Annotated in this window: 21 protein-coding genes; 6 read left to right on the top strand and 15 right to left on the bottom strand. The window is 69.4% G+C overall.

Features of this window, described 5'->3' with window-relative positions; all coding sequences use genetic code 11:
- Positions 1-23: 23 nt before the first annotated feature.
- The 5 genes from BBK82_RS22785 to rimO form a co-directional block, all read right to left on the bottom strand.
- The gene (locus BBK82_RS22785) at positions 24-875 is read right to left on the bottom strand and encodes a PspA/IM30 family protein (RefSeq protein WP_065916816.1); all 852 of its coding nucleotides are present in this window, start codon (positions 873-875) and stop codon (positions 24-26) included.
- Positions 876-1250: 375 nt separating this feature from the next.
- On the bottom strand, positions 1251-1673 hold the full coding sequence (locus BBK82_RS22780) for a helix-turn-helix domain-containing protein (RefSeq protein ID WP_065916815.1): 423 nt from the start codon (positions 1671-1673) through the stop codon (positions 1251-1253).
- 105 nt (positions 1674-1778) lie between these two features.
- Complete coding sequence (locus BBK82_RS22775; RefSeq protein ID WP_065916814.1) at positions 1779-2252, bottom strand: CinA family protein; 474 nt, start codon at positions 2250-2252, stop codon at positions 1779-1781.
- A complete protein-coding gene (pgsA, locus tag BBK82_RS22770) occupies positions 2249-2827 on the bottom strand; it encodes a CDP-diacylglycerol--glycerol-3-phosphate 3-phosphatidyltransferase (RefSeq protein WP_065916813.1) in 579 nt (192 codons plus the stop codon). Before pgsA ends, BBK82_RS22775 begins: the two co-directional genes overlap by 4 nt.
- Positions 2824-4236: a 30S ribosomal protein S12 methylthiotransferase RimO gene (rimO, locus tag BBK82_RS22765; RefSeq protein ID WP_179953796.1), complete on the bottom strand. Its 1413-nt coding sequence runs from the start codon at positions 4234-4236 to the stop codon at positions 2824-2826. The genes pgsA and rimO overlap by 4 nt, the downstream gene beginning before the upstream one ends.
- Before the next feature lie 79 nt (positions 4237-4315).
- Here rimO and BBK82_RS51685 point away from each other — a divergent pair, with 79 nt between their 5' ends.
- The 4 genes from BBK82_RS51685 (at position 4316) to BBK82_RS22745 (ending at position 7112) form a co-directional block, all read left to right on the top strand.
- On the top strand, positions 4316-4999 hold the full coding sequence (locus BBK82_RS51685; RefSeq protein ID WP_170067833.1) for a hypothetical protein: 684 nt from the start codon (positions 4316-4318) through the stop codon (positions 4997-4999).
- 56 nt (positions 5000-5055) lie between these two features.
- The gene (locus BBK82_RS22755; protein WP_241270823.1) at positions 5056-5505 is read left to right on the top strand and encodes an amino-acid N-acetyltransferase; all 450 of its coding nucleotides are present in this window, start codon (positions 5056-5058) and stop codon (positions 5503-5505) included.
- Positions 5506-5568: 63 nt separating this feature from the next.
- Positions 5569-6420, top strand: a complete 852-nt coding sequence (locus tag BBK82_RS22750) for a MerR family transcriptional regulator (protein ID WP_237048321.1) — start codon at positions 5569-5571, stop codon at positions 6418-6420.
- Between the two features lie 224 nt (positions 6421-6644).
- Positions 6645-7112, top strand: coding sequence for a phospholipase (locus BBK82_RS22745; protein WP_065916809.1), 468 nt, complete (start codon positions 6645-6647; stop codon positions 7110-7112).
- 148 nt (positions 7113-7260) lie between these two features.
- Here the strand turns inward: BBK82_RS22745 and BBK82_RS22740 are convergent, their stop codons facing one another.
- A complete protein-coding gene (locus BBK82_RS22740) occupies positions 7261-9648 on the bottom strand; it encodes an FtsK/SpoIIIE family DNA translocase (protein ID WP_065916808.1) in 2388 nt (795 codons plus the stop codon).
- A gap of 64 nt (positions 9649-9712) precedes the next feature.
- Between BBK82_RS22740 and BBK82_RS22735 the strand changes: the two genes are divergently transcribed.
- A complete protein-coding gene (locus tag BBK82_RS22735) occupies positions 9713-10540 on the top strand; it encodes a lysophospholipid acyltransferase family protein (protein ID WP_083268091.1) in 828 nt (275 codons plus the stop codon).
- Here BBK82_RS22735 and BBK82_RS22730 read toward each other — a convergent pair.
- Both BBK82_RS22730 and BBK82_RS22725 read right to left on the bottom strand, forming a co-directional pair.
- Entirely contained in the window at positions 10437-11117 is a 681-nt protein-coding gene (locus BBK82_RS22730; RefSeq protein ID WP_065916807.1) for a hypothetical protein, read from the bottom strand. The two genes, BBK82_RS22735 and BBK82_RS22730, sit on opposite strands and share 104 nt — an antisense overlap.
- Before the next feature lie 286 nt (positions 11118-11403).
- Positions 11404-14175, bottom strand: coding sequence for an AfsR/SARP family transcriptional regulator (locus tag BBK82_RS22725; RefSeq protein WP_170067952.1), 2772 nt, complete (start codon positions 14173-14175; stop codon positions 11404-11406).
- A 138-nt stretch (positions 14176-14313) separates the two neighbouring features.
- On the opposite strand from BBK82_RS22725, the gene BBK82_RS22720 reads away from it, so the two are divergent.
- Positions 14314-14928, top strand: coding sequence for a class I SAM-dependent methyltransferase (locus tag BBK82_RS22720; protein ID WP_065916806.1), 615 nt, complete (start codon positions 14314-14316; stop codon positions 14926-14928).
- A 3-nt stretch (positions 14929-14931) separates the two neighbouring features.
- Here BBK82_RS22720 and atpB read toward each other — a convergent pair whose 3' ends face one another.
- From atpB to BBK82_RS22685, 7 genes are all read right to left on the bottom strand, one after another.
- Complete coding sequence (gene atpB, locus BBK82_RS22715) at positions 14932-15735, bottom strand: F0F1 ATP synthase subunit A (RefSeq protein WP_065916805.1); 804 nt, start codon at positions 15733-15735, stop codon at positions 14932-14934.
- A gap of 93 nt (positions 15736-15828) precedes the next feature.
- A complete protein-coding gene (locus BBK82_RS22710; protein WP_065916804.1) occupies positions 15829-17508 on the bottom strand; it encodes a ribonuclease J in 1680 nt (559 codons plus the stop codon).
- Positions 17505-18401: a 4-hydroxy-tetrahydrodipicolinate synthase gene (gene dapA / locus BBK82_RS22705; protein ID WP_065916803.1), complete on the bottom strand. Its 897-nt coding sequence runs from the start codon at positions 18399-18401 to the stop codon at positions 17505-17507. The genes BBK82_RS22710 and dapA overlap by 4 nt, the downstream gene beginning before the upstream one ends.
- Before the next feature lie 20 nt (positions 18402-18421).
- Entirely contained in the window at positions 18422-19033 is a 612-nt protein-coding gene (locus tag BBK82_RS22700; protein ID WP_065916802.1) for a TIGR03085 family metal-binding protein, read from the bottom strand.
- Position 19034: 1 nt separating this feature from the next.
- Entirely contained in the window at positions 19035-19448 is a 414-nt protein-coding gene (locus BBK82_RS22695) for a hypothetical protein (protein ID WP_065916801.1), read from the bottom strand.
- Complete coding sequence (locus BBK82_RS22690) at positions 19449-20891, bottom strand: serine/threonine-protein kinase (protein WP_237048319.1); 1443 nt, start codon at positions 20889-20891, stop codon at positions 19449-19451.
- Positions 20892-20963: 72 nt separating this feature from the next.
- The gene (locus BBK82_RS22685) at positions 20964-21365 is read right to left on the bottom strand and encodes an ACT domain-containing protein (protein WP_065916799.1); all 402 of its coding nucleotides are present in this window, start codon (positions 21363-21365) and stop codon (positions 20964-20966) included.
- Between the last annotated feature and the right edge of the window lie 4 nt (positions 21366-21369).

Here is a 21369-nt window from a genome sequence, read left to right as displayed (position 1 = left end):
CTGCTGACTCCTCCCCCGGTGGCTCAGTTCTGAGCCGGCGGGACCTGCTGCTGCGTGGTCTTCTGCTCCTGCTGGACGCGCTGCGCGATCTCAGCCTGGATCTGCGCGGCCGCGCTGTTGCCCGCCGTCACCTGCTGCGGCGTGTTCGCCTGACCGCCGTGCATGGACGCGCGGATCTGCTCCAGGCGCGACGAGCCGGCCATCTGCGTGGTCGAGGCCTGCACCTCGAGCATGCGGCCCTGCACCGAGTTCTGGGCGAGCTCGGCGGACCCCAGCGCGGTCGAGTAGCGCTTCTCGATCTTGTCGCGGACCTCTTCGAGGGACGGCACGTTGCCGGGCGCGGCGAGCTCGCTCATCTGGTTCAGCGACGCGGAGACCTGCTCCTGCATCTTCGCCTGCTCCAGCTGGCTCAGCAGCTTCGTGCGCTCGGCCAGCTTCTGCTGCAGCATCATCGAGTTGCGCTCGACGGCCTGCTTGGCCTGTGCGGCGGCCTGCAGCGACTGGTCGTGCAGCGTCTTGAGGTCCTCGATGCCCTGCTCAGCGGTGACGAGCTGGGTGGCGAAGCCCTGCGCGGCGTTCTCGAACTGGGTGGCCTTCTGCTCGTCGCCCTTCGAGCGCGCCTCGTCGGCGAGCACGAGCGCCTGACGGGCGGAGGCCTGCAGCTTCTCGACGTCGCCCAGCTGCCGGTTCAGCTTCATCTCCAGCTGCCGCTGGTTGCCGATCACGGCCGCGGCCTGCTGAGAGAGCGCCTGGTGCTGACGCTGCGCCTCCTCGATGGCCTGCTGGATCTGCACCTTGGGGTCAGCGTGCTCGTCGATCTTGGACGAGAACGATGCCATCAGGTACTTCCAGAACTTCACGAACGGACTGGCCATCTCCTACGCCTGCCTTCTCGGTGCCGGTGTTGGATCCATCGTCTCAATTGTGCGCCGGGGTATCCACCGACACGGGGAGATATCCGGGAACACCCTGACCCACCCCGGGACTTAGGAGAACACGCCTGACGACGTGCAATCCTGCCCGCACCCGCGCCCCTCGACGCGGTGACCCCGCCCGCTGTGGCCAAGCCGTTGTCTCGTGTTCAACAGACCGGGGTCGTTGTCAGTTGAACGCGCGGGTGGCCGCTGTTGTTGCAGCGAGTCACGTGGCGGGGACCACAGACCTTCTCAGCGGTCTCTCAGCTCGCCCGGATGCCAGCGACCCCGTTCACCGGAAGTGGTGAACGGGGTCGAAAACGACAGATGGGTGCCCTATGCGGCGACCACTGCTTTCGGTTTCTCGCCGATCTTGCTCGTGAGGCGGTGGCTGAGCATCGGCTGCAACCGCAGGTCGGACAGGTCGTCCGAGAGCGTGCTCGGCAGCACCCGGCCACCCTCCAGCTTGCCGCGCTCGCCGCGACCACCGGGAACGGTGTCCGGCACCGTGTCCGGCGTCTGCTGGACGGCGCCGATGTCGGAGGCGACGTGGTGCAGCAGTTCGGACAGAGGCAGCTCTAACGCCTCGCAGATGGCCGCGAGGAGCTCGCTGGACGCCTCTTTGCGGCCGCGCTCCACCTCGGACAGGTACCCCAGGCTCACGCGGGCGGTCCGAGAGACCTCGCGCAGCGTGCGGCGTTGGTTGGTGCGGGCATGGCGAAGCCGATCACCGATCGCCTCGCGCAGCAGCACGGTCATCGCGCGCCTCCTTCCGGCCGGCCGTGTCCCTACGTTACCGATCGACACCGACAACGGGCAGTGACTTCCGAACACGTCCGCCAAGGGCGAACGAACGGCCGGTCATCATTTGTTCCCGTCGCCGGTCATCAGCAGGTACCCCGAGAGCAGGACCAGGGCTTTCTCCACGGCTGTGAGACGCACCGCTTTTCGGTCGCCACTCACAGTGACGGTCCGCACCGTGGACACTCCAGGTCCGCTCAAGCCGATGTGGACCGTCCCCGGAGCGACTCCGTCCTGCGGGTCCGGCCCAGCGACCCCGGTGAGCCCGATCCCCCAGTCCGCCCGGCACCGCTCGCGCGCGCCGTCGGCCAGCTGGAGAGCCACCTCGGGGTGCACGGCTCCGTGCTCGTCGAGCAACTGCTGGTCCACGCCGGCGAGCTCGTGCTTGAGCTCGGTGGCGTAGACGATCAACCCACCGCGGACCACGGCACTCGCCCCCGGTGTGTCGACGATCGTCGCGCACAGCAGACCCGCGGTGAGCGACTCGGCCGTGGCGACGGTCTGGTTGTTCGCTTTGAGCAGGTCCACGACGTTCATGCCACCGCTCGACCTGCCCTTGCCTTCATCTTGAACGCCCGGACGACGTAGTCGATTCCCGTGACGACCGTGAGCACGAGCGCCGCGGCCATGATCACCCACGCGACGACGGAGAGCACGTCGTTCTGCGGGAGCAGGAACAACCCGATCGCGAACACCTGGGCGACGGTCTTGGCCTTGCCGCCGCGGCTGGCGGGGATGACGCCGTAGCGGATCACCCAGAACCGCAGCAGCGTGATGCCCACCTCGCGGACGGCGATGGTGATCGTGATCCACCACGGCAGCACGTCGAGGATGCTCAGGCCCACCAGCGCCGACCCGGTGAGCGCCTTGTCCGCGATCGGGTCGGCGATCTTGCCGAAGTCGGTGATGAGCCCGTGCTTGCGGGCGAGCGTGCCGTCGATGTGGTCGGTGAAGCTCGCGACGGCGAAGATGCCGAACGCGACGAGCCGCCAGGTGGTGTCGAACCCACCGGCTTCGAACAGGGCGATCAGGAAGACCGGGACGAGTGCCATCCGCGCCATCGTGAGGACGTTGGCGACGTTGAGCAGCGGGACCTTCCTGGCCTCCGTCATGTCGCCAGCACCTCCACTGGCTCGACGACGAGGTCGACGCCCTCGGAGTCCACGACCCGGCAGCGGACCAGGTCACCGCGCTTGAGGTCCTCCGCATCCAGCACGATGCACTCGCCGTCGACCTCGGGCGCCTGGTGCTCGGCGCGCCCGACGCAGTCGCTCTCCTCGTCCTCTTCCTGCTCGACCAGCACCACGACCTCGGTCCCGACCCGGTCCTCGGCGCGCTGGCTGGTCAGCTCCTCGACGAGGTTGCCGATCCGGGTGACCCGCTCCGCGATGGTGTCCGCGTCGAGCTTGCCGTCGAGGTCCTCGGCCTCGGTGCCGTCCTCGTCGGAGTAGCCGAAGATGCCGACCGCGTCCAGGCGCGCCTCGGTGAGGAACCGCTCGAGCTCCTGCAGGTCCTCCTCGGTCTCGCCGGGGAAGCCCACGATGAAGTTGCTGCGGATGCCCGCCTCGGGCGCGTGCTCGCGGATCTGCCACACGAGCTTGAGGAAGCTGTCGGTGTCACCGAACCGGCGCATGCGGCGCAGCACGTTCTCGCTGGAGTGCTGGAACGACATGTCGAAGTAGTTCGCGACCTTGTCGGTCTTCGCGATGGCGGCGACGAGGCTCGGCTTGGTCTCGGCGGGCTGCAGGTAGCTGACCCGCACCCGTTCGACGCCGGGGATGCTCGCGAGCCTGGGCAGCAGCTGCTCCAGGGCACCCTGCTCACGCGGCAGGTCCTTGCCGTAGCTGGTGCTGTTCTCGCTGACGAGGAACAGCTCCTTGACGCCGTTCTCGGCGAGCCACATCGCCTCGGCCACGACCTCGTCCGGGTGCCGCGACACGAACGCGCCGCGGAAGCTCGGAATCGCGCAGAACGAGCACCTGCGGTCACAACCGGACGCGATCTTGAGCGGCGCGACGGGCGCGTCGTCGAGGCGCTTGCGGGGCGTCTTGGTCGGCCCCCAGCCGTGGCCCGGCACCTGGACGGCGTCCTTGGCCTCCTGGCGCTTGACCGGCGTGATCGGCAGCAACGTCCGCCGGTCCACCGGCACGTGCGACTCGACCGGCTTGCCGTGCAGCACGTCCTGCAACCGCTCGGCCAGGTCGTTGTACTGGTCGAACCCGAGCACCGCCGCCGCCTCGGGCAGGCTGTCCGCGAGCTCCTTGCCGTACCGCTCGGCCATGCACCCGACCGCCACGACCTTGGCGCCGGTGTCACTGGCCGCCAGCAGCGTGTCGACCGAGTCCTTCTTGGCCTGCTCGACGAAGCCGCACGTGTTGACGACGACGACGTCAGCGCCCTCGTCCACCAGCTCCCAGCCGCCCTCGCCGAGCCGTCCGGCGAGCTCTTCGGAGTCGACCTCGTTGCGGGCGCAGCCCAGGGTCAGCAGCGACACGCGTCGCGGAGTGGTGGGAGAAGACACGGCGCTCAGGGTAACCGCCCCAGGTCCCGGATCATCAATCAGCGGACTTGACCCCCGCGAGCCCGTATGTTCCCGGGCCGTGGAGCTGTTCTTCCCCGTCCGGCCGGACCTGGCGGACTTCCGCGGCTCGCCGGAGCCGGCACCGGGAGCGCGCGTCGTGTTCTCCGAGGAGCTGTGGCTCTCGGCCCGCCGCCGTGGCGGGCACCCCGAACCGGCGTCCGACGTGCGCTGGCGAGCCGGGTTCCACGTGTACCGGCACGCCCGTGACGTGCTGACGTGGCCGTGCCGGTTGTGGCGGGTCCGGGACGTCGCGGACGAGCGCCGGCAGGAGGACGAGCGCTGGTTCTCCACCTGCCGCGAGCTGACCGTGGTGGACGAGGTGCCGTCGTGGTGGGTGCTCGGCCCGCACGGGGAGCGGGTCGCCGAGTTCGTGGAGCAGGTGCGGGCGCTGACACCCCGGCAGGTCGCGGTCGTCGCCGTGGCGGAAGGCGAGCCGGTGCGGCGGGGTGCGCCCGCGGACCTGGGGAACTGCGCGGTCCACGTGAACGCCGCGTTCCACGAGGCCGCCGACCGCGCCGGTGACCACCTGCGCACGTGGGACGCCGACCTGGGGAGCCTCGTGCTGTCCGACCCGGCGTGGCTGCGGGCGCGGCAGGCCGTGCACGCGGCGCTGCGGGCGGTCGCCGCCCCCGAGCAGTGCTCCGCCGCGGAACGCGAGGTGCTTGCCCGCCGTTGGGACGCGAGGGGCGCGGCTCATACTTGACGGTTGTGACCAGTGGGGTAGTCGTGCGGCGCGCCCGCACCAGCGACGTGCGCGCCATGAAGGCGTTGATCGACGGGTATGCCGGCAAGGTCCTGCTCACCAAACCCCTGGTGACGCTGTACGAGGCCGTCCAGGAGTTCTGGGTCGCCGAGGAGGACGGCGAGCTCCTCGGGTGTGGCGCCCTGCACGTGATGTGGGAGGACCTGGCCGAGATCCGCTCGGTCGCCGTCTCCCCCATGGCGCTCGGCCGCGGCGTCGGGCACCGGATCGTGGCCCAGCTGATCGCCACCGCGAAGGAGCTGCAGCTCACCCGGATCTTCGTGCTCACCTTCGAGACGCGGTTCTTCGGCAAGCACGGCTTCGTGGAGATCGAGGGCACCCCGGTGAGCCCCGAGGTCTACGAGGAGATCATGCGGTCGGTGGACGAGGGCGTCGCCGAGTTCCTCGACCTGAGCTACGTGAAGCCGAACACGCTCGGCAACAGCCGGATGCTCTTGGAGTTGTAACTGTTCGAGTTATCACTCGAACAGTGTTGACTCGACGAACGCGCTGGCGCGAGGATCGGACCCGTGCCCGAATCGCTCACCATCGACGAACTCGCCGCCCGTGTCGCGCTGCCCAGCAGCACCATTCGGATGTACCAGACGAAGGGTGTGCTGCACGCGCCGAGACGGCAGGGGCGCGTGGCGTACTACGACGCCTCGCACGTCGAACGGCTGACGTTGGTGCAGCGGTTGCAGCAGCGGGGGTTCTCGCTGCCCGCGATCGCTGAGCTCATCACCGCGCGCGAGAAGGGCGAAAGCGTCGCGACGGTCCTCGGCATGGGTGAAACCGAAGGACCGGACGACTGGGTGCGGATCAAGGTGCGCGACATCAAGCACCTCGTGCCCATGGGTGAGGTCCAGCCGCGTCTCCTCCTCCGGGCAATGCGGCTGGGTCTCGTCCGCTGGAAGTACGGCTGGCCGCACGCGCGTAGGTGGGCCCTCGAAGCCGGTGGCAGGCTCGCCGGGCTGAGGGTGCCCAGCGACGACGTGATGGACAGCTTCACGCGGTTGCGCACGGCCACGGACGCGATCGCGGCGGACTTCGTGCGGTTGTTCGAGCAGCGGTTCTGGCCGGAGCTGGCCCGCAAGGCCGGTGACGACAACCAGCTGGAGAACGTCCGCTCGCTGCTGGTCGAGCTGACGTTCACGGCCGAGACCGCGGTCGTCGGCACGCTGCGGGAGTCGATCAGGGACGCGGCGGAGGAGTTCGCGTCCCGGCACGGGCTGCTGCCCAGCGACGACTTCCAGCCCGCGTGGGCCGAGCAGCCGTTGCCGCCGATCGCCGAGAACATCGTCGACCCGGCCGGCGACCTGCCGAGCGAGCAGGAGATCGAGAACTTCCTGCGCAGGGGGGACGACGATGAACCTGGTCGCTGACCCGGCGTGGCGGCACAGCTGCATCCCGCGCCACCCAATCTGTCCGATGTGGACATAAAGGCGGGACGGCAGCGCCGCAGCTGTTGCCGAGGCCGTCCGACCGCCTGCGACACCTCGCCTGCGGGCACATGATCACCTGACGTTCATCAGATCGTGTCTACCGAGGACACTCGACCACCCGCTACAACTGGGCGAGACCCTGATCACAATCAGAGGAGCTCGCCATGTCGAACACCCTGCGCTCGGCATTCGTGGGTGCCGCCGCATCCGTCGCCCTGGTCTTCACCGGCGCCCCGGCCCAGGCCGTGGACATCGTCGCGGTGACCGACGACTACGTCTTCACGAAGACAGTCGGCCAGTTCACAACACTGCGCGCGGAACAGCCCTACGCGGCCCAGCTCGACTGGTCCTCCGACGGCTGCTCCTACTCGCCGGACAACCCCTTCGGCTTCAGGTTCCTGCCCGCCTGCCACCGTCACGACTTCGGCTACCGCAACTTCAAGCGGCAGTCGCGCTTCAGCGATGCGAACCGGCTGCGCATCGACGACCGCTTCAAGTCCGACATGTACGGCATCTGCGCCGGCAACTGGGCCTGCAACCGCACCGCCGACGTGTACTACGCCGCCGTCCGCCAGTTCGGTGGCAGCGGCTCGTCGACGGCCGCGACGCTGCAGCAGGCGGGCCTGAAGTAGGTCGCTCAGAACTGTCAGACCCCCTGAGTACGTTCGACGCAGGTGCCCAGACCGGGCGCCCTGCGTCGATCCGTTTCCGGGGGGAACCATGTCGTGCCAGACCACCGAGCCGCGCCCCGCACGCCGCTCGACCAGCCCGCCGATCCCGCTACTCGTCCTCGACCGGCCCGCCGCCGCGCATCAGGTAGATCACCGACTCCAGCTCGTCCGGCTTGATCAGCACCTCACGCGCCTTCGACCCCTCGGACGGCCCGACCACCCCGCGAGTCTCCAGGAGGTCCATGAGCCGGCCCGCCTTGGCGAACCCGACGCGCAGCTTGCGCTGCAGCATCGACGTCGAGCCGAACTGCGACGTCACGATCAGCTCCGTGGCCTGGACGAGCAGCTCCAGGTCGTCGCCGATGTCGGCGTCGATCTCCTTCTTCTCGCCCGCCTTGGCCGCCGTGACGCCGTCGGTGTACTCGGGCTGCGCCTGGTTCTTCGTGAAGTCGACGATCTGGGAGATCTCTTCGTCGCCCACGAACGCGCCCTGGATGCGCACCGGCTTGCCCGCGCCCATCGGCAGGTAGAGCCCGTCGCCCATGCCGATCAGCTTCTCGGCGCCGGGCTGGTCCAGGATGACCCGCGAGTCCGTCAGCGACGACGTGGCGAACGCCAGCCGCGACGGCACGTTCGTCTTGATCAGGCCGGTCACGACGTCGACCGACGGGCGCTGCGTCGCCAGCACCAGGTGGATGCCCGCCGCACGCGCCTTCTGCGTGATGCGCACGATGGCGTCTTCCACGTCGCGCGGCGCCGTCATCATCAGGTCGGCGAGCTCGTCGACGATCGCCATGATGTACGGGTACGGGCGGTACACCCGTTCCGATCCGGGCGGCGCGGCGATCTCGCCGGACTTCACCTTGCGGTTGAAGTCGTCGATGTGGCGCACCCGGTTGACCTGCATGTCCTGGTAGCGCTGCTCCATCTCCTCGACCAGCCACGCGAGCGCCGCCGCCGCCTTCTTCGGCTGCGTGATGATCGGGGTGATCAGGTGCGGGATGCCCTCGTACGGCGTCAGCTCGACCATCTTCGGGTCGATCAGGATCATCCTGACCTCGTCGGGCGTCGCGCGTGCCAGCAGCGAGACCAGCATCGAGTTGACGAACGACGACTTGCCGGAACCCGTGGAGCCCGCGACGAGCAGGTGCGGCATCTTCGTCAGGTTCGCGGTGACCATGTGGCCCTCGATGTCCTTGCCGAGGCCGATCACCATCGGGTGCGTGTCCTTCACCGTCGACGACGCGCGCAGCACGTCACCGAGGCGCACCATCTCGCGGTCGCTGTTCGGCACCTCGATGCCGACCGCGGACTTGCCGGGGATCGGTGCGAGCAGCCGGACGTTGTCGGTGGCGACCGCGTAGGCGATGTTCTTGGTCAGCGCGGTGATCTTCTCGACCTTCACACCGGGGCCGAGCTCGACCTCGTAGCGCGTGACCGTCGGGCCGCGGGTGAAGCCGGTGACCTGGGCGTCGATCGAGAACTGGTCCAGCACCCCGGTGATGGCCTCGATCATCTGGTCGTTGGCCTTGCTGCGGGCCTTGGGCGCGTCGCCATCCTTGAGGATGTTCGGCGGCGGCAGCTGGTAGTCGCCCTCGACGGCGCGCACCGCCATCTCGGGAGCGGCGGCAGCGGCCTTCTTCTCCCTCGGCGCGGGCTTCGGCGCCGGTTCCGGTTCCGGTTCCTCCAGCGGCAGCTCGGCCTGCGGCTCCTCCTCCACGGGCGCGGCGGCCTGGCGTCGCCGCGAGGGCCGCCGCAGCTTGACCGGCTTCGGCTCCTCCTCGAGCTCTTCCTCGCCGTCGGCGAACACGTCGGTCTTCTGCCGGGGGTGCAGCAGCGACCTGATGCGTTCCGGCGCCTGGCGGATCGGCGTGTGCGTGACGACCAGCAGGCCGTAGGCGAAGATCAGGAACAGCAGCGGCCCCGCGACCCACGACGTCAGGCCCTGCGCCAGGAACCCGCCGGCCAGGTATCCGAGGGCACCACCGGCGTCACGGCGTTCGACCGGCTCCATCGGCAGGCCGCCGATGAGGTGGAACATGCCGAGCACGCCGATCATCATCAGCAACGAGCCGATGATGTGCCGCGGCCGTGCGTCGGGCTGGGGGTCCGTGCGCATCAACGTCACGCCGATGGTCAGCAGCACGACCGGCACGATCACCGCCGGGAACCCGACGGAGCTGCGCACCGCGACGTCCACCCACTTGCCGACGGGCCCGCCGGCCTGCCACCACACACCGGCACCCGTCACGAACGCGAGCGCGATCAGCAGCAGCCCGAGACCATCACGACGATGTTCGGGATCGAGGTCCTTGGTGCGGCTCACCGTGCGCACGACACTGCCGACGCCACGCCCGACCCCGCCCCACACGGCACTGACAGCGCCACCGCTCTTGCGTGGAGCGGGCTTTCTGGACGCGGTGGATCGCGCCCGCGGCTTCGCTGGTGCTTTGCCGCGTGACGTGGTCTTTCTCGAAGTCCCTGTACGCCCGGCCATGTGTATAAGGTAGTCCCTTGCGTCTCACCAGCCTCGTTCGCAACTGGGACGCGTGCGAAACCCCATGGTTCACCTGATCGGGCACGAAGACGTCCCGACACGCCGTACGCTGCCCGGCGTGTCCACACCGCTTTTCTGGCGCGTGCTCATGGCGATCGACCAGGGCCTCATCGCGCTGACCGGGAAGCTCGAGGTCTCCGGCGACATTCCACCCGAGCTGCTCGGCAAGCCGTTGCTGCTCGCGTCCAACCACATCGGCAACCTCGACCCGATGGTGCTGATCGCCGCGTGCCGCAAGGTCGGCGTCAACCCGCGCTTCATGCTCGCCGGCGGCCTGCTCGACGCCCCGGTCATGGGCCCGGCCCTGAAGGCGTGCGGCCACCTGCGCGTCGACCGCGCCTCGGCGAACGCCGGTGAGGCCATGCACCGCGCGGTGGAGGCGTTGCAGAAGGGCGGCGACCCGATCGCCGTCTACCCCGAGGGCAAGATCACCCTGGACCCCGGCATGTGGCCGGAGCGCGGCAAGACCGGCGTGGCGCGCATGGCGTTGGGCGGCGACATCCCGGTGATCCCCATCAGCCAGTGGGGCGCGCACGAGGCCGTGTACTGGGGCAACCTCCGCGTGGGCGGCTGGAGGGACCTCCTCCCGTACCTGACGTCGTGGTTCTCCGCCGTCCGCAAGCGCCCGACCTTCAAGGTCCACTTCGGCAAGCCCGTCGAGCTCGGCGACCTGTCCGCCGACACGATGGGCGACGCCCGCCGCGCCCACGAACGCATCATGCGCGCGATCACCGAGGGCTTGGTGCCGCTGCGCCTCGACGAGCCGGACGTCCCCCGCTTCCACGACCCGACCCGCCCGACCACAGGCGTCTCCCCTTGGCGGCCCGCCTGATCGCGTAGGCGACCACGGTCACCAGCATCAGGAACGGCGCCGGACTGCTCGTGCAGATCCCGATCACAAGATCGGCCGCCGGCACGACCAACGCCAGCACGAACGCCTTGGTGCTCGCCGTGGGCAGCTTGATCTTCGGATCCGCCCACGGCGTGCGCCCCCAGGGCTTCGCGACGCTGAGCCACGTCTGTAACGCGAACGCACTGATCATGCACGCCGTCCCCACGGGCAACCACGGCGTGACGTGCCCGTGCGCCGCCGCCTCCAGGTTGTCGCTGAGGATGAAGATCCCCACGTAGAGCTGCCCGGTCGTGATCATGAACTTCGCCGCCACCCACCAGTGCCGGAAGTACCCCCACGGCGTCGTGGCGCTGAGCATCATGCCGGTGAACGCACTGGCCGCCCCCATGAAGGCCAGCACCTGGTGGTCCAGCACCCGCGCCATCCTGAAGGCGCTGTCATCCCCGGTGTTCAGCCCGTACAGGATCAACGCCAGCAACGCCACGGCCTGGCTGAGCCAGCCGACCGACGTCACGACGTGCAGCCACACCACCAACGTCCTCGCGCGCTTCGCCATGACAGGTAGCTTGCCTACATGTTGCCGCGCTACGCATCAGGGATCTCCCCGACCCGCCCCCGCGCCTGGGCGCTCACTCGATCGAGTGACTCTTGTCCTGAACCGTCCCGCCCCGCGTCTGGTTGGGCGTGACAGCACCTCTTCCGCCCCGCTCGCCCACCACCGGGTCGCCTCGAACCGTCCTGATCCCGACTCCCACCCGCCTGCGAATGAGGAAACGCGCGGACCAGCCACCTCTTCACCCCACGACCGCCGGTGCCGACACCCCCGGCACCGCAACCCAGCCCTAGGCCAACTCGTGCAACCGAGCCCGAACCTCCGCCGTCAACGGATGGTCGTAGTCCTCATAGATCGTCAACGCTTCCAACAGGTGCGTGCGCGCGACCTCGGGCTGCCCGAAGCTCGCCTCCCCCAACCCGTGCAACGCCTCCGCGAGACTCTTGCGATCCCCCAACACCCGCAGGAAAGCCAGCGCGTCCCGGAACGAGTCACGCGACTCCAGCCGCGAACCGAGCTTCAGCTGCGCCCAGCCGATGCTCACCAACGCCATCGCCTTGGCGTGCACGGCTCCGTGCGAGTCCATCAGCTCGAACGCGATCCGGGCCGAGGCGAGCGACGACTCGAACTGGCCCGCCGACCGGAGGATGTCGCTCAGGAACAGCCGGGTGCCTCCCTCCCCGAACCACGAACCCACCGCGGCGTGCTGGTCGAGTGCCTCGCTGAACCGGTCGACGGCCAGGTCGAACTGGCGCAGGCCGCCGTACGCCATGCCGAGACCGGTGAGGCTCCACGCGGCACCCACGTGGTCGTCGATGGCGCGGCGGATCGCGAGGGCGCGGTCGAAGAGCTCGAGGGCGTCGGCGAAGCGCTGGCCGCGGTAGGCGGCGAGGCCCTGGCCGTGGACCGCCCACGCGCGGGCGGCCTGGTTGCCGTCGATGGCGGCGGCGCGTTCGGCCACGCGGTAGGCGCGGGTCCACTCGTCGAGTGCGCTGGAGACGATGAAGTAGTTCCAGAGTGCGACGGGGATCTGCCAGGCGGTGGAGGAGTGCGCGTCCTCGGCGAGCCGGGTGATGGCGAGGAGGTTCGCGGACTCCGTGCGGCACCAGCCGAAGGCGTCGTCGTGCGAGGTGAAGTCCTGTGTGGACAGAGGGGGGAGCAGGAACGCCGGGTGGTCGGGTGGGGCGATGACGAGGCCGGCGGCGTTCGCGGTGTCGCAGTACCACTGCAGCAGGCGGGTCACGGCGTCGGAGCGGCCGTCGGCTGACTCCTCGGTGGCGCTGAGCTCGGTGGCGTACAGGCGGAGCAGGTCGTGCAGGCGGAAGCGGCCGCGGGCGATCTCCTCCAGCATGTGGCCGCCTGCCAGCACGTCCAGCAGCGCGCGTGCGCGGGAGGCGGGCAGGCCGGCCAGTGCCGCGGCGGCGCCCAGGCTGATCTCGGCGCCGGGGTGCAGGCCGATGAGGCGGAACATCCGGGCGGCGTCGGGTTTCAGGGACAGGTAGGACCACGAGAACGCGGCGCGGACGGCGGTGTCCTCGTCGTCGCCGGTCGCGAGGACGTTCAGGCGGTCGCGTTCGTCGGCGAGGTCGCCGGCCAGGTCGGCGAGGGTGAGGTGGGGGCGCATGACCACGCGTTCGGCGGCGATGCGCACGGCGAGTGGCAGGTGGCCGCAGAGCTCGACGAGGCGGGCGGCCGCGGCGGGTTCGGCGGCGACGCGGTCGGAGCCGACGGCGGAGGTCAGCAGGGACAGGGCCTCGTCGCGGGTCAGGGTGGAGAGGGTCACCGAGTGGGCGCCGTCGCGGGCCACGAGGCCGCCGAGGTGGTTGCGCGAGGTCACGAGCACCATCGACGAGGAACGGCCGGGCAGCAGCGGGCGGACCTGTTCGGCCAGGCGCGCGTTGTCGAGCAGCACCAGGACTCGCTTGCCCGCCAGCACGCTGCGGTACAGCGCGGACTTCGCGGGCAGGTCTTCGGGGATGCGTTCGGCCGGCACGCCGAGGCTTTGCAGCAGCTGGTGCAGCGCGGCGGCGGGTTGCAGGGGCGGCGCGGAGGCGTCGAAACCGCGCAGGTCTACGTGCAGCTGGCCGTCGGGGAAGCGCGCGGCGACCTGGTGGGCGAACCGGACGGCCAGCGCGGTCTTGCCGACGCCGCCGGTGCCGGTGATCGCGACGAGCGCCGGGGAGTGGTCGTGCGGCACGACCTCGGCGAGCTTCGCGAGCTCCTTGGCGCGGCCGGTGAAGTCGCGGATCTCGTGCGGCAGCTGGACCGGCACCAGCACGGGCGCGGCGGGCTCCGGGTGCGGCTCGTGCCGGCCGACGAGCAGTTCTTCGTGCAGCTGGCGCAGTTCAGGGCCGGGCTCGATGCCGAGCTCCTCGATCAGCAGCCGGCGCAGGTCCGTGTAGACCGCGAGCGCCTCGGCTTGCCTGCCGCTGCGGTACAACGCGGACATCAGCAGGCCGTGCAGCCTTTCGCGCAGCGGATGCGCGCTGACCAACGTCGTCAGCTCCGCCGCCACCTCCGCCTCACGTCCGACGGACAGCATCAGTGCCGCACGCTGTTCCACGGCCGTGAGCCGCAGTTCGGCCAGGCGCGCGCGCTCCACCGCGGCGAACGGACCTGGCACGCCCTCGAGTGCGATGCCGTGCCAGAGCCCCAAAGCGGCGTCGAACGCACTGATGGCGGCCGCGGGCTCTCGGCGTAATCGACCGGCCTCGTCCAGATGGGTGCGGAACATCGCCACGTCGCTCGCCTCGGGCGGCAGCCGCAGCAGGTAGCCGGCGTCGGTGGAGAGCAGCACCGAGCTCGGCGCGCGCGAGGCCCGGTCCGGCTCGAACAGGCGTCGCAGCCCGGCCACGTAGGTGTGGATGCCGTTGTCCGCACTGGCCGGCGGCTCGTCGCCCCAGACCGCGTCGATCAGCTCGCTGCGGGACACGACGTGGTTGGCGCGCAACGCGAGCACCGCCAGCACCGCACGCTGCCTCGGTGGTCCGAGGGTGAGCTCCTGGCCGTCCACCGTTGCCGCGAGCGCGCCCAGCAGGCTGACGCGCAACTCGTTCTGCACCCTGTGTCTCACTTCATCGCTGTCCGCAGTCACCTAGCAACCTACCGTCAGATTTCGTCCAGAGGCCATCCAGAGTCCGTGCAGAGGGCTTCTCCACACTTCACATCAGGTGGATTGGGCCGAAATGAGGGGGCGGCAATGAACGCGGCTGAGGTTTTCGACACGCTGGGCCTGGAGTACCAACGGGCCTGGTCGCACCAACCGGCACTGCACGGCACCCTCGCCTGGTTCGCCGCGACCCAGCCCGCCGGGTCGCGCGTGCTCGACATCGGCTGCGGCACCGGTGTGCCGGTCGCCCGCACGCTCGCCAAGGCCGGCATGAGGGTCACGGGCATCGACGTCTCCCCCGTCATGGTCGACCTCGCCACCGAGCAGGTCCCCGACGCCACGTTCCACAAGATCGACATCCGGGACTTCGAGTCCCCCGCCGGTTCCTGGGACGTGATCTGCGCCGTCTTCTCGTTGCTGCAGATGTCGCAGGCCGAGATCATCGACACCCTCGGCCGCGTTTCGACGTGGCTGCGGCCCGGCGGTCACTTCTTCCTGGCCACCGTGTCGATCGACGTCGAGAAGGTGACGCTGCCCTGGATGGGCCAGGAGATCGAGGTGTCCTCGTTCTCCGAGGAGAAGTTCGAGGAGCACCTCGGCAACGTCGGCCTGCGCGTCGTGCGCCGGAGCCGGCCGGTGTTCACCCCGTCCTACCCCGGCGCCATGCCCGAGGAGTCGCTGCACCTGGTGTGCCAGCGCCCCTGACGCTCAGTGGTGCTCGGCGAGCGCGCGGCCGATGTAGTGCGCTGACAGCGTCGCGAAGATGTAGGCCTGCAGCACCTGGATCAACGCCTCCAGGAAGAAGATCGCGATGGCGATCCCGAACCCGAGCACCGACACCGGCTTGAGCCAGATGTTGCTCTGCAGCAACAGGAACTCGCCGCCGAGCGTGAACACGAGCAGCAGCAGGTGGCCCGCGAACATCGCCGCGAACACCCGGATCGCGAGGTTCACCGGGTCGAAGAAGAACTTGAGGATGACCTCGGTCGGGATCAGCAGGCCCCACAGCACCGGCTTCGGCACGCCCGGGATGACGAACTGGTTGCGCAGGTAGCCGCGCAGCCCGAACTTCCTGATGCCCACGAAGTGGTAGAGCGGGAAGACGATGAGCAACGCCACCGCCACCGGGAACCCGAAGTGGGTCATGGTCGGGAACTGGACCAGCGGCACCAGCCCGTAGAGGTTGTTCACCAGCACGAAGCAGAAGATGCTGACGATCAGCGGCACGTACGGCGCGAACTCCTTCGCGCCGATCTGCTCCCGGGCGATGTTGTTGCGCCCGAAGTCGTAGACGGACTCGGCGGCGAACTGCCAGCGCGACGGCACGAGCTTGAGGTTCTTCGTGGTGGCCAGGAAGAACACCATGATGATCATGACCGAGAGCACCAGCAGGACCATCGGCTTGGTGATCTCGAGGGTGTACGGCAGTCCGAACGGGTCCCGCCAGGTGAAGATCGGCGGCAGGTAGATGTCGGCTTTGCCGGGTGGGTTGAACACAGGACTGTCGGCCATGGGCGTCCCCCTCGTCCAAGGTCTTGGGATCAGACCTTAGCGGACGAGAGGGACGCAGATCACAGTGGGGTCACGAACGACCCGGTCAGCGGATCAGACGGGGATGACCGTCGGCACGATCATCGGCCGGCGCCGGTAGGTCTCCGCGACCCAGCGGCCGACGACGCGGCGCACGGCCTGGGCGACCCGGTGCGTGTCGGTGATGCCCTCGGCCTCGGTGCGCGCCAGCTCCATCTCCACCAGCGGCACGACCTGGTCGAGTGCCTTGGGGTCGTCGGAGAAGCCGCGTCCGGAGATCGTCGGCGCCGTCACCGGGCGGCCGGTCGCGGTGTCGATGGCGACCGAGATCGAGATGAACCCGCCCTCGCCCAGCACCAGGCGGTCGGACAGCGTCGACTCGCCGACGTCGCCCACGGACAGGCCGTCGACGTACACGTGACCCACGACGACACGGCCGGACACAGCGGCCTTGCCGTCGATGAGGTCCACGACGACACCGTCCTCGGCGATCACGACGTGGTCCTCGGCGACACCGGTCGCCACGGCCAGCGCCGCGTTCGCGCGCAGGTGCCGCCACTCGCCGTGCACCGGCATCACGTTCGACGGACGCACGGCGTTGTAGAGGAACAGCAGCTCACCGGCCGGCGAGTGGCCGGAGACGTGGACCTTGGCGTTGCCCTGGTGCACGACGGTCGCGCCGAGCTTCGCCAGGCCATTGACGACGTTGAAGACCGCGTTCTCGTTGCCGGGGATCAGCGACGACGCGAGGATCACCGTGTCGCCCTCGCGGATCGAGATCTGCCGGTGCTCGCCTCGGGCCATGCGCGACAACGCCGACAGCGGCTCGCCCTGCGACCCCGTCGACACGAACAGGACCTCGTTCTCGTCCATCCGCATCGCGACGTCGAGGTCGACGAACAACCCGTCCGGCACCTTCAGGAAGCCCAGCTCGGACGCGATGCCCATGTTGCGGACCATCGAGCGGCCCACGAACGCGACCTTGCGCTTGTACTGCACGGCCACGTCGAGGACCTGCTGGACGCGGTGCACGTGCGAGGCGAAGCAGGCGACGATGACCCGCTGGTCGGCCTTGCGGATCACGTTCTCCAGCACCGGGCCGATCTCTCGCTCGGGCACCACGAAGCCGGGCACCTCGGCGTTGGTCGAGTCGACGAGGAACAGGTCCACGCCCTCGTCGCCGAGCCGGGAGAAACCGGCCAGGTCGGTGAGGCGGCCGTCGAGCGGCAGCTGGTCGAGCTTGATGTCGCCGGTGTGCAGCACCAGGCCCGCGGCGGTGCGGATGGCGACGGCCAGCGCGTCCGGGATCGAGTGGTTGACGGCGAAGAACTCCAGCTCGAACGGCCCGTACGAGCGGCGTTCGCCTTCCTTCACCTCGACCAGCCGGGGGTTCTGGCGGTGCTCCTTGCACTTGGCGGCGAGCAGCGCCAGCGTGAAGCGGGATCCGACCACGGGCACGTCGGGGCGCAGCTTCAGCAGGAACGGCACGGCACCGATGTGGTCCTCGTGGCCGTGCGTCAGGACGATCGCATCGATGTCGTCGAGACGATCTTCGATGGCGCGGAAGTCGGGCAGGATCAGGTCCACGCCCGGCTGGTCGTCCTCGGGGAACAGAACGCCGCAGTCGACCACGAGCAGCCGGCCGGCGTGCTCGAAGACGGTCATGTTGCGGCCGATCTCGCCAATTCCGCCGAGAGCGACGACGCGGAGGCCGCCTTCCGGCAGTGCGGGCGGCAGTTCGGTCGATTGGGTCACGCGTTGACTCCCAGTTCGGCCGCGATGGCCTCGATGTCTTCTGCGGCGGCCGGCACGAGCGGCAGACGCGGGTCGCCCACGTCCAGTCCGCGCAGGCGCAGCGCAGCCTTCGTATAAGTGACGCCGGGAACCCGGCGGAACGGTCGCAGCAGCGGCAGCAGCGACTCGTGGATCTCCCTCGCCCTGGCCACGTCGCCGCCCTCGTAGGCGTCGGCCATGTCCCGCAGCCGGTCCGCGGCGAGGTGGCCGATGACGCTCACGAACCCGACCGCGCCCACGGCGAGCCACGGCAGGTTTAGCGGGTCGTCGCCCGAGTAGTAGGCGAGGTCGGTGTTCGCGAGCACCCGGCTGCCCGCGTGCAGGTCGCCCTTGGCGTCCTTCACGGCGAGGATCCGCGGGTGCTCGGCGAGCCGCAGGATCGTGTCGACCTCGATCGGCACCACCGCGCGGGGCGGGATGTCGTAGAGCATGACCGGCAGGTCCGAGGCGTCGGCCACGGCCGTGAAGTGCGCCAGCAGCCCCTCCTGCGGTGGCCGCGAGTAGTACGGCGTCACCACCAGCGCCCCGTGCGCGCCCGCCTTCTCGGCCTGCTGCACGAGGTGGATGCTGTGCGCCGTGTCGTAGGTGCCCGCACCCGCCACCACGCTCGCCCGGTCGCCCACGGCCTCGACGACCGCCGTGATGAGCGCGGCCTTCTCCCGGTCGGTCGTGGTGGGGCTCTCCCCCGTCGTCCCGTTCACGACCAGCCCGTCGTTGCCCAGGTCCACCAGGTGTTTCGCCAGCTCCTGGGCCTTGGCGAGGTCGACCTCGCCACGCGCGTCGAAGGGCGTGACCATGGCGGTGAGAACGCGGCCGAACGGGCGGTTCGGCGCAGCGTACGGGCTTCCGGACATGCGCGGAACGTTACCCGAGGTCACACACTTCGGTTCAACGACCGCACCCGTGCCACGGCATCGGGATCGCCGCTGTATTCCACCCGGACCTGGTCCCGCCCGAACGCGAGCATGACCAGCTCGGTCACCTCACCCGTGATCACCACGCCGTTCGCGCCCTGCTTCGCCACCACGTGGTCACCGTCGGGGCGCACCAACGTCACCCCGACGGGCGATGAGCGGTAGGTCATGCGCGCGGTGATCGGCAGCAGCTTCCACAGCGTGCGTTCGCGAGAGGCGTCGTACGGCCGTGGCTCCCAGTCGGGTTGTGCGCGGCGCACGTCCTCGTGGTGCACGAAGTACTCGCCCGCGTTGATCAGCTCGTCGACCGGCTGGATCCAGAACGGCGGCGTGCGCACGAGGTCGAGCAGCTCGCTCCACGCCTTGTGCGCGTAGTCGTCCTGGACCTTCTCGGTCCACTTGGCGAACGCCGGCACCAAGATGCCCGGTGCGGTGTCCGGGCGGCGTTCGCGGATGGCGAGGTGGGCGGCGAGGTCCCTGGTCAGCCAGGGGCTGCACAGGGTCGGCGCCTCCGGGCCGAGCTCGGTCATGAGCTCGACGAGCGCCTTGCGTTCGGAACGAGCCAGACCCATCTCACGCCTCGTTCGGCTTGTAGCAGCTGGTGAACCCGTCCGGCTTGGTGGAGCTGCCGGCCAGCAGGGCGATCGTCTGCTCGCGGTTGAGGTTCTCCGGGTAGTTCGGCCACTCCGGTTCCTGGCCGTTGACGTGCAGCTCGTCGAGCCAGTAGCCGGACTGGCCGGAGATCTTCGCGAACTCCAGGTCGCAGCCCTTGACCCTGACCACGACCTCGATGGTCTTCTCGGAGGACTTGACCGTGCGCTTGCCGACCTTCTTGGACTTCTTCTCCTTCTCCGTGCTGGGCTCGCCGGGGTTGGTGAACCCGGCGGCCTTGAGCTCGGAGACGAACTTGTCCTCGTTGTTCGTGCACGCGGTCAGACCGGCCGTGCAGCCGAGTGCGAGCAGGAGCGAGATGACCCGTCGTTTCACTTAGTTGTCCTTCTTCGCGCTGATGGTGCCGTCGAGCTTGCTGCCGTCCTTGTTGCCGGCGACGCAGAAGATCTTGCGCTGGGCGCTGCCGCTCTTGTCCTTCTCCCAGGCCGACTGGGAGGGCACCAGCACGGACATCTTCAGCTTCGAGCCGTCCTTGATCCACTGCGAGTCGAGCATGAGCTGGCAGCGCGGGACGCCGACGTTCTTCAGCGTCTCCACGCCCGGATATGCGGCGTCGGGCAGGTTCGACGAGGGCGGGAGCAGGTCGATCGCGTCGAACACCTCGAAGTCGTGCGGCTTGTCGCACTCCTCGCGGGCGTCGGAGTCGAGCTGCTTGGTGGGCGCGACCTCGCCGACGCCGCAGTAGTTCTCGTACAGGGCGAAGACCGGCACCTCGCCGCCCTCGCCGTAGGTCATCGCGCTGGTGCTGCCGCCCGTGGGAGAGGTGAACCAGCTGTGTGCGTAGATACCGCCGACGAACGCCGCGACGGCGATGGCCGCGGCGGCGACCAACGCGATGATGCGCGTGCGCTTCTTCTTCGCGGGGTCGACGGCGACCGTGTTCTGCTGGTACTGCTGGGTCGCGGCCGGCGGGATGCCGGTGGGCGGCGTGGGCTGGTTGCCGATGCTGGAGAGCATCGCGCGGGCCTGCGGGCCGGACAGCCGGGCGTTCGGGTCGGCGATCAGCAGACCGGTGATCACGGCGCTCAGCACGCCGGTGGCGCGGGTCAGCCGCGGGGTCTCGCTCATGATCGCGTGCAGCGTCGAGGCGGTGGAGGAGCGCTCGAACGGGCTCCAGCCCTCGACGGCGTAGCAGAGGGTCGCGCCGAGCGCCCACAGGTCGGACGCGGGGCCGGCCTCGTGGCCGTGGATGCGTTCCGGCGCCATGTAGGCGGGCGAGCCGATGAGGCTGCCGCTGGTCGTGAGGCGCGGGTCGTCGACGGCCTGGGCGATGCCGAAGTCGGTGAGCTTGAGCTTGCCGTCCGGGCGGACCATCAGGTTGCCGGGCTTGACGTCACGGTGCACGATCTTCGCCTGGTGCGCGGTCTCCAGCGCCGTCAACGCCTGCAGCGCGATCGACACGACCTGGTTCGGCGGCATCGGGCCGTGCGCGCTGATCAACGTCGAGAGCGTGGCCGCCTCGACCAGCTCCATGATGATGTACGTCGTGCCGTTCTCGTTGATCGCGTCGTAGACGGTCACGATGCCGGGGTCGTTCAACTTCCCGGCCGTGCGTGCCTCACGCAGAGCGCGCTCTTCGAGCACACGGCGTTCCTCGTGCGCGATGCCGTCCGGCAGGTGCAGTTCCTTGATGGCGACGAAACGCCCGATGTGACGGTCCTGTGCGCGCCACACGATGCCCATGCCACCGCGGCCGAGCTCGGCCATCAGGGCGTATCTGCCCGCGATGATCCGCGGTTCCACAGCCTGTCCGTGCAACGTGCATCTCCTAGGGAACGGAGCCGGGGGGCGTTGACGGTACTTCAGACCCGCCGAACAGGTGATCGGTTCCTAGGCTTCCGGTGCTACCACCAGTTCGTGACCTGCGGCACGCAACGCCGCCACGGCCCGTTCCAGGTCGGTGTGCTTCACCAGCAGGTGGTCGGTGTCGTAGGTGGACAACGCGAACAGCGAGACGCCCGCCGCGGCCAGTTCACCCGCGAGCGCGGCCATGATGCCGGTGAGCGTGAACTCCAGCGGACCGCGCACGGTGAGCAGCCGCCAGCCCGTCTCGGCGGTGTCCGCGGGCACCGCGAACGACGACGGCGCGATGACCGACACCTCGGCGGGCGTCCTGGTCACGGACACCAGGACGTCGGTCAGGTCGAGCAGCCCGGCGGGGAGCTGTGCGTCGGACGCCAGGCGGGTGACGGTGTACTCGCCCGGCCGGACGTCCACGATGAGCCGCTTCATGGGC

The organism is Lentzea guizhouensis (assembly GCF_001701025.1).
GTDB classification, from domain to species: domain Bacteria; phylum Actinomycetota; class Actinomycetes; order Mycobacteriales; family Pseudonocardiaceae; genus Lentzea; species Lentzea guizhouensis.
Note: the sequence above shows the minus strand (reverse complement) of the source record. Positions and strands in the feature narration are given on the sequence as shown.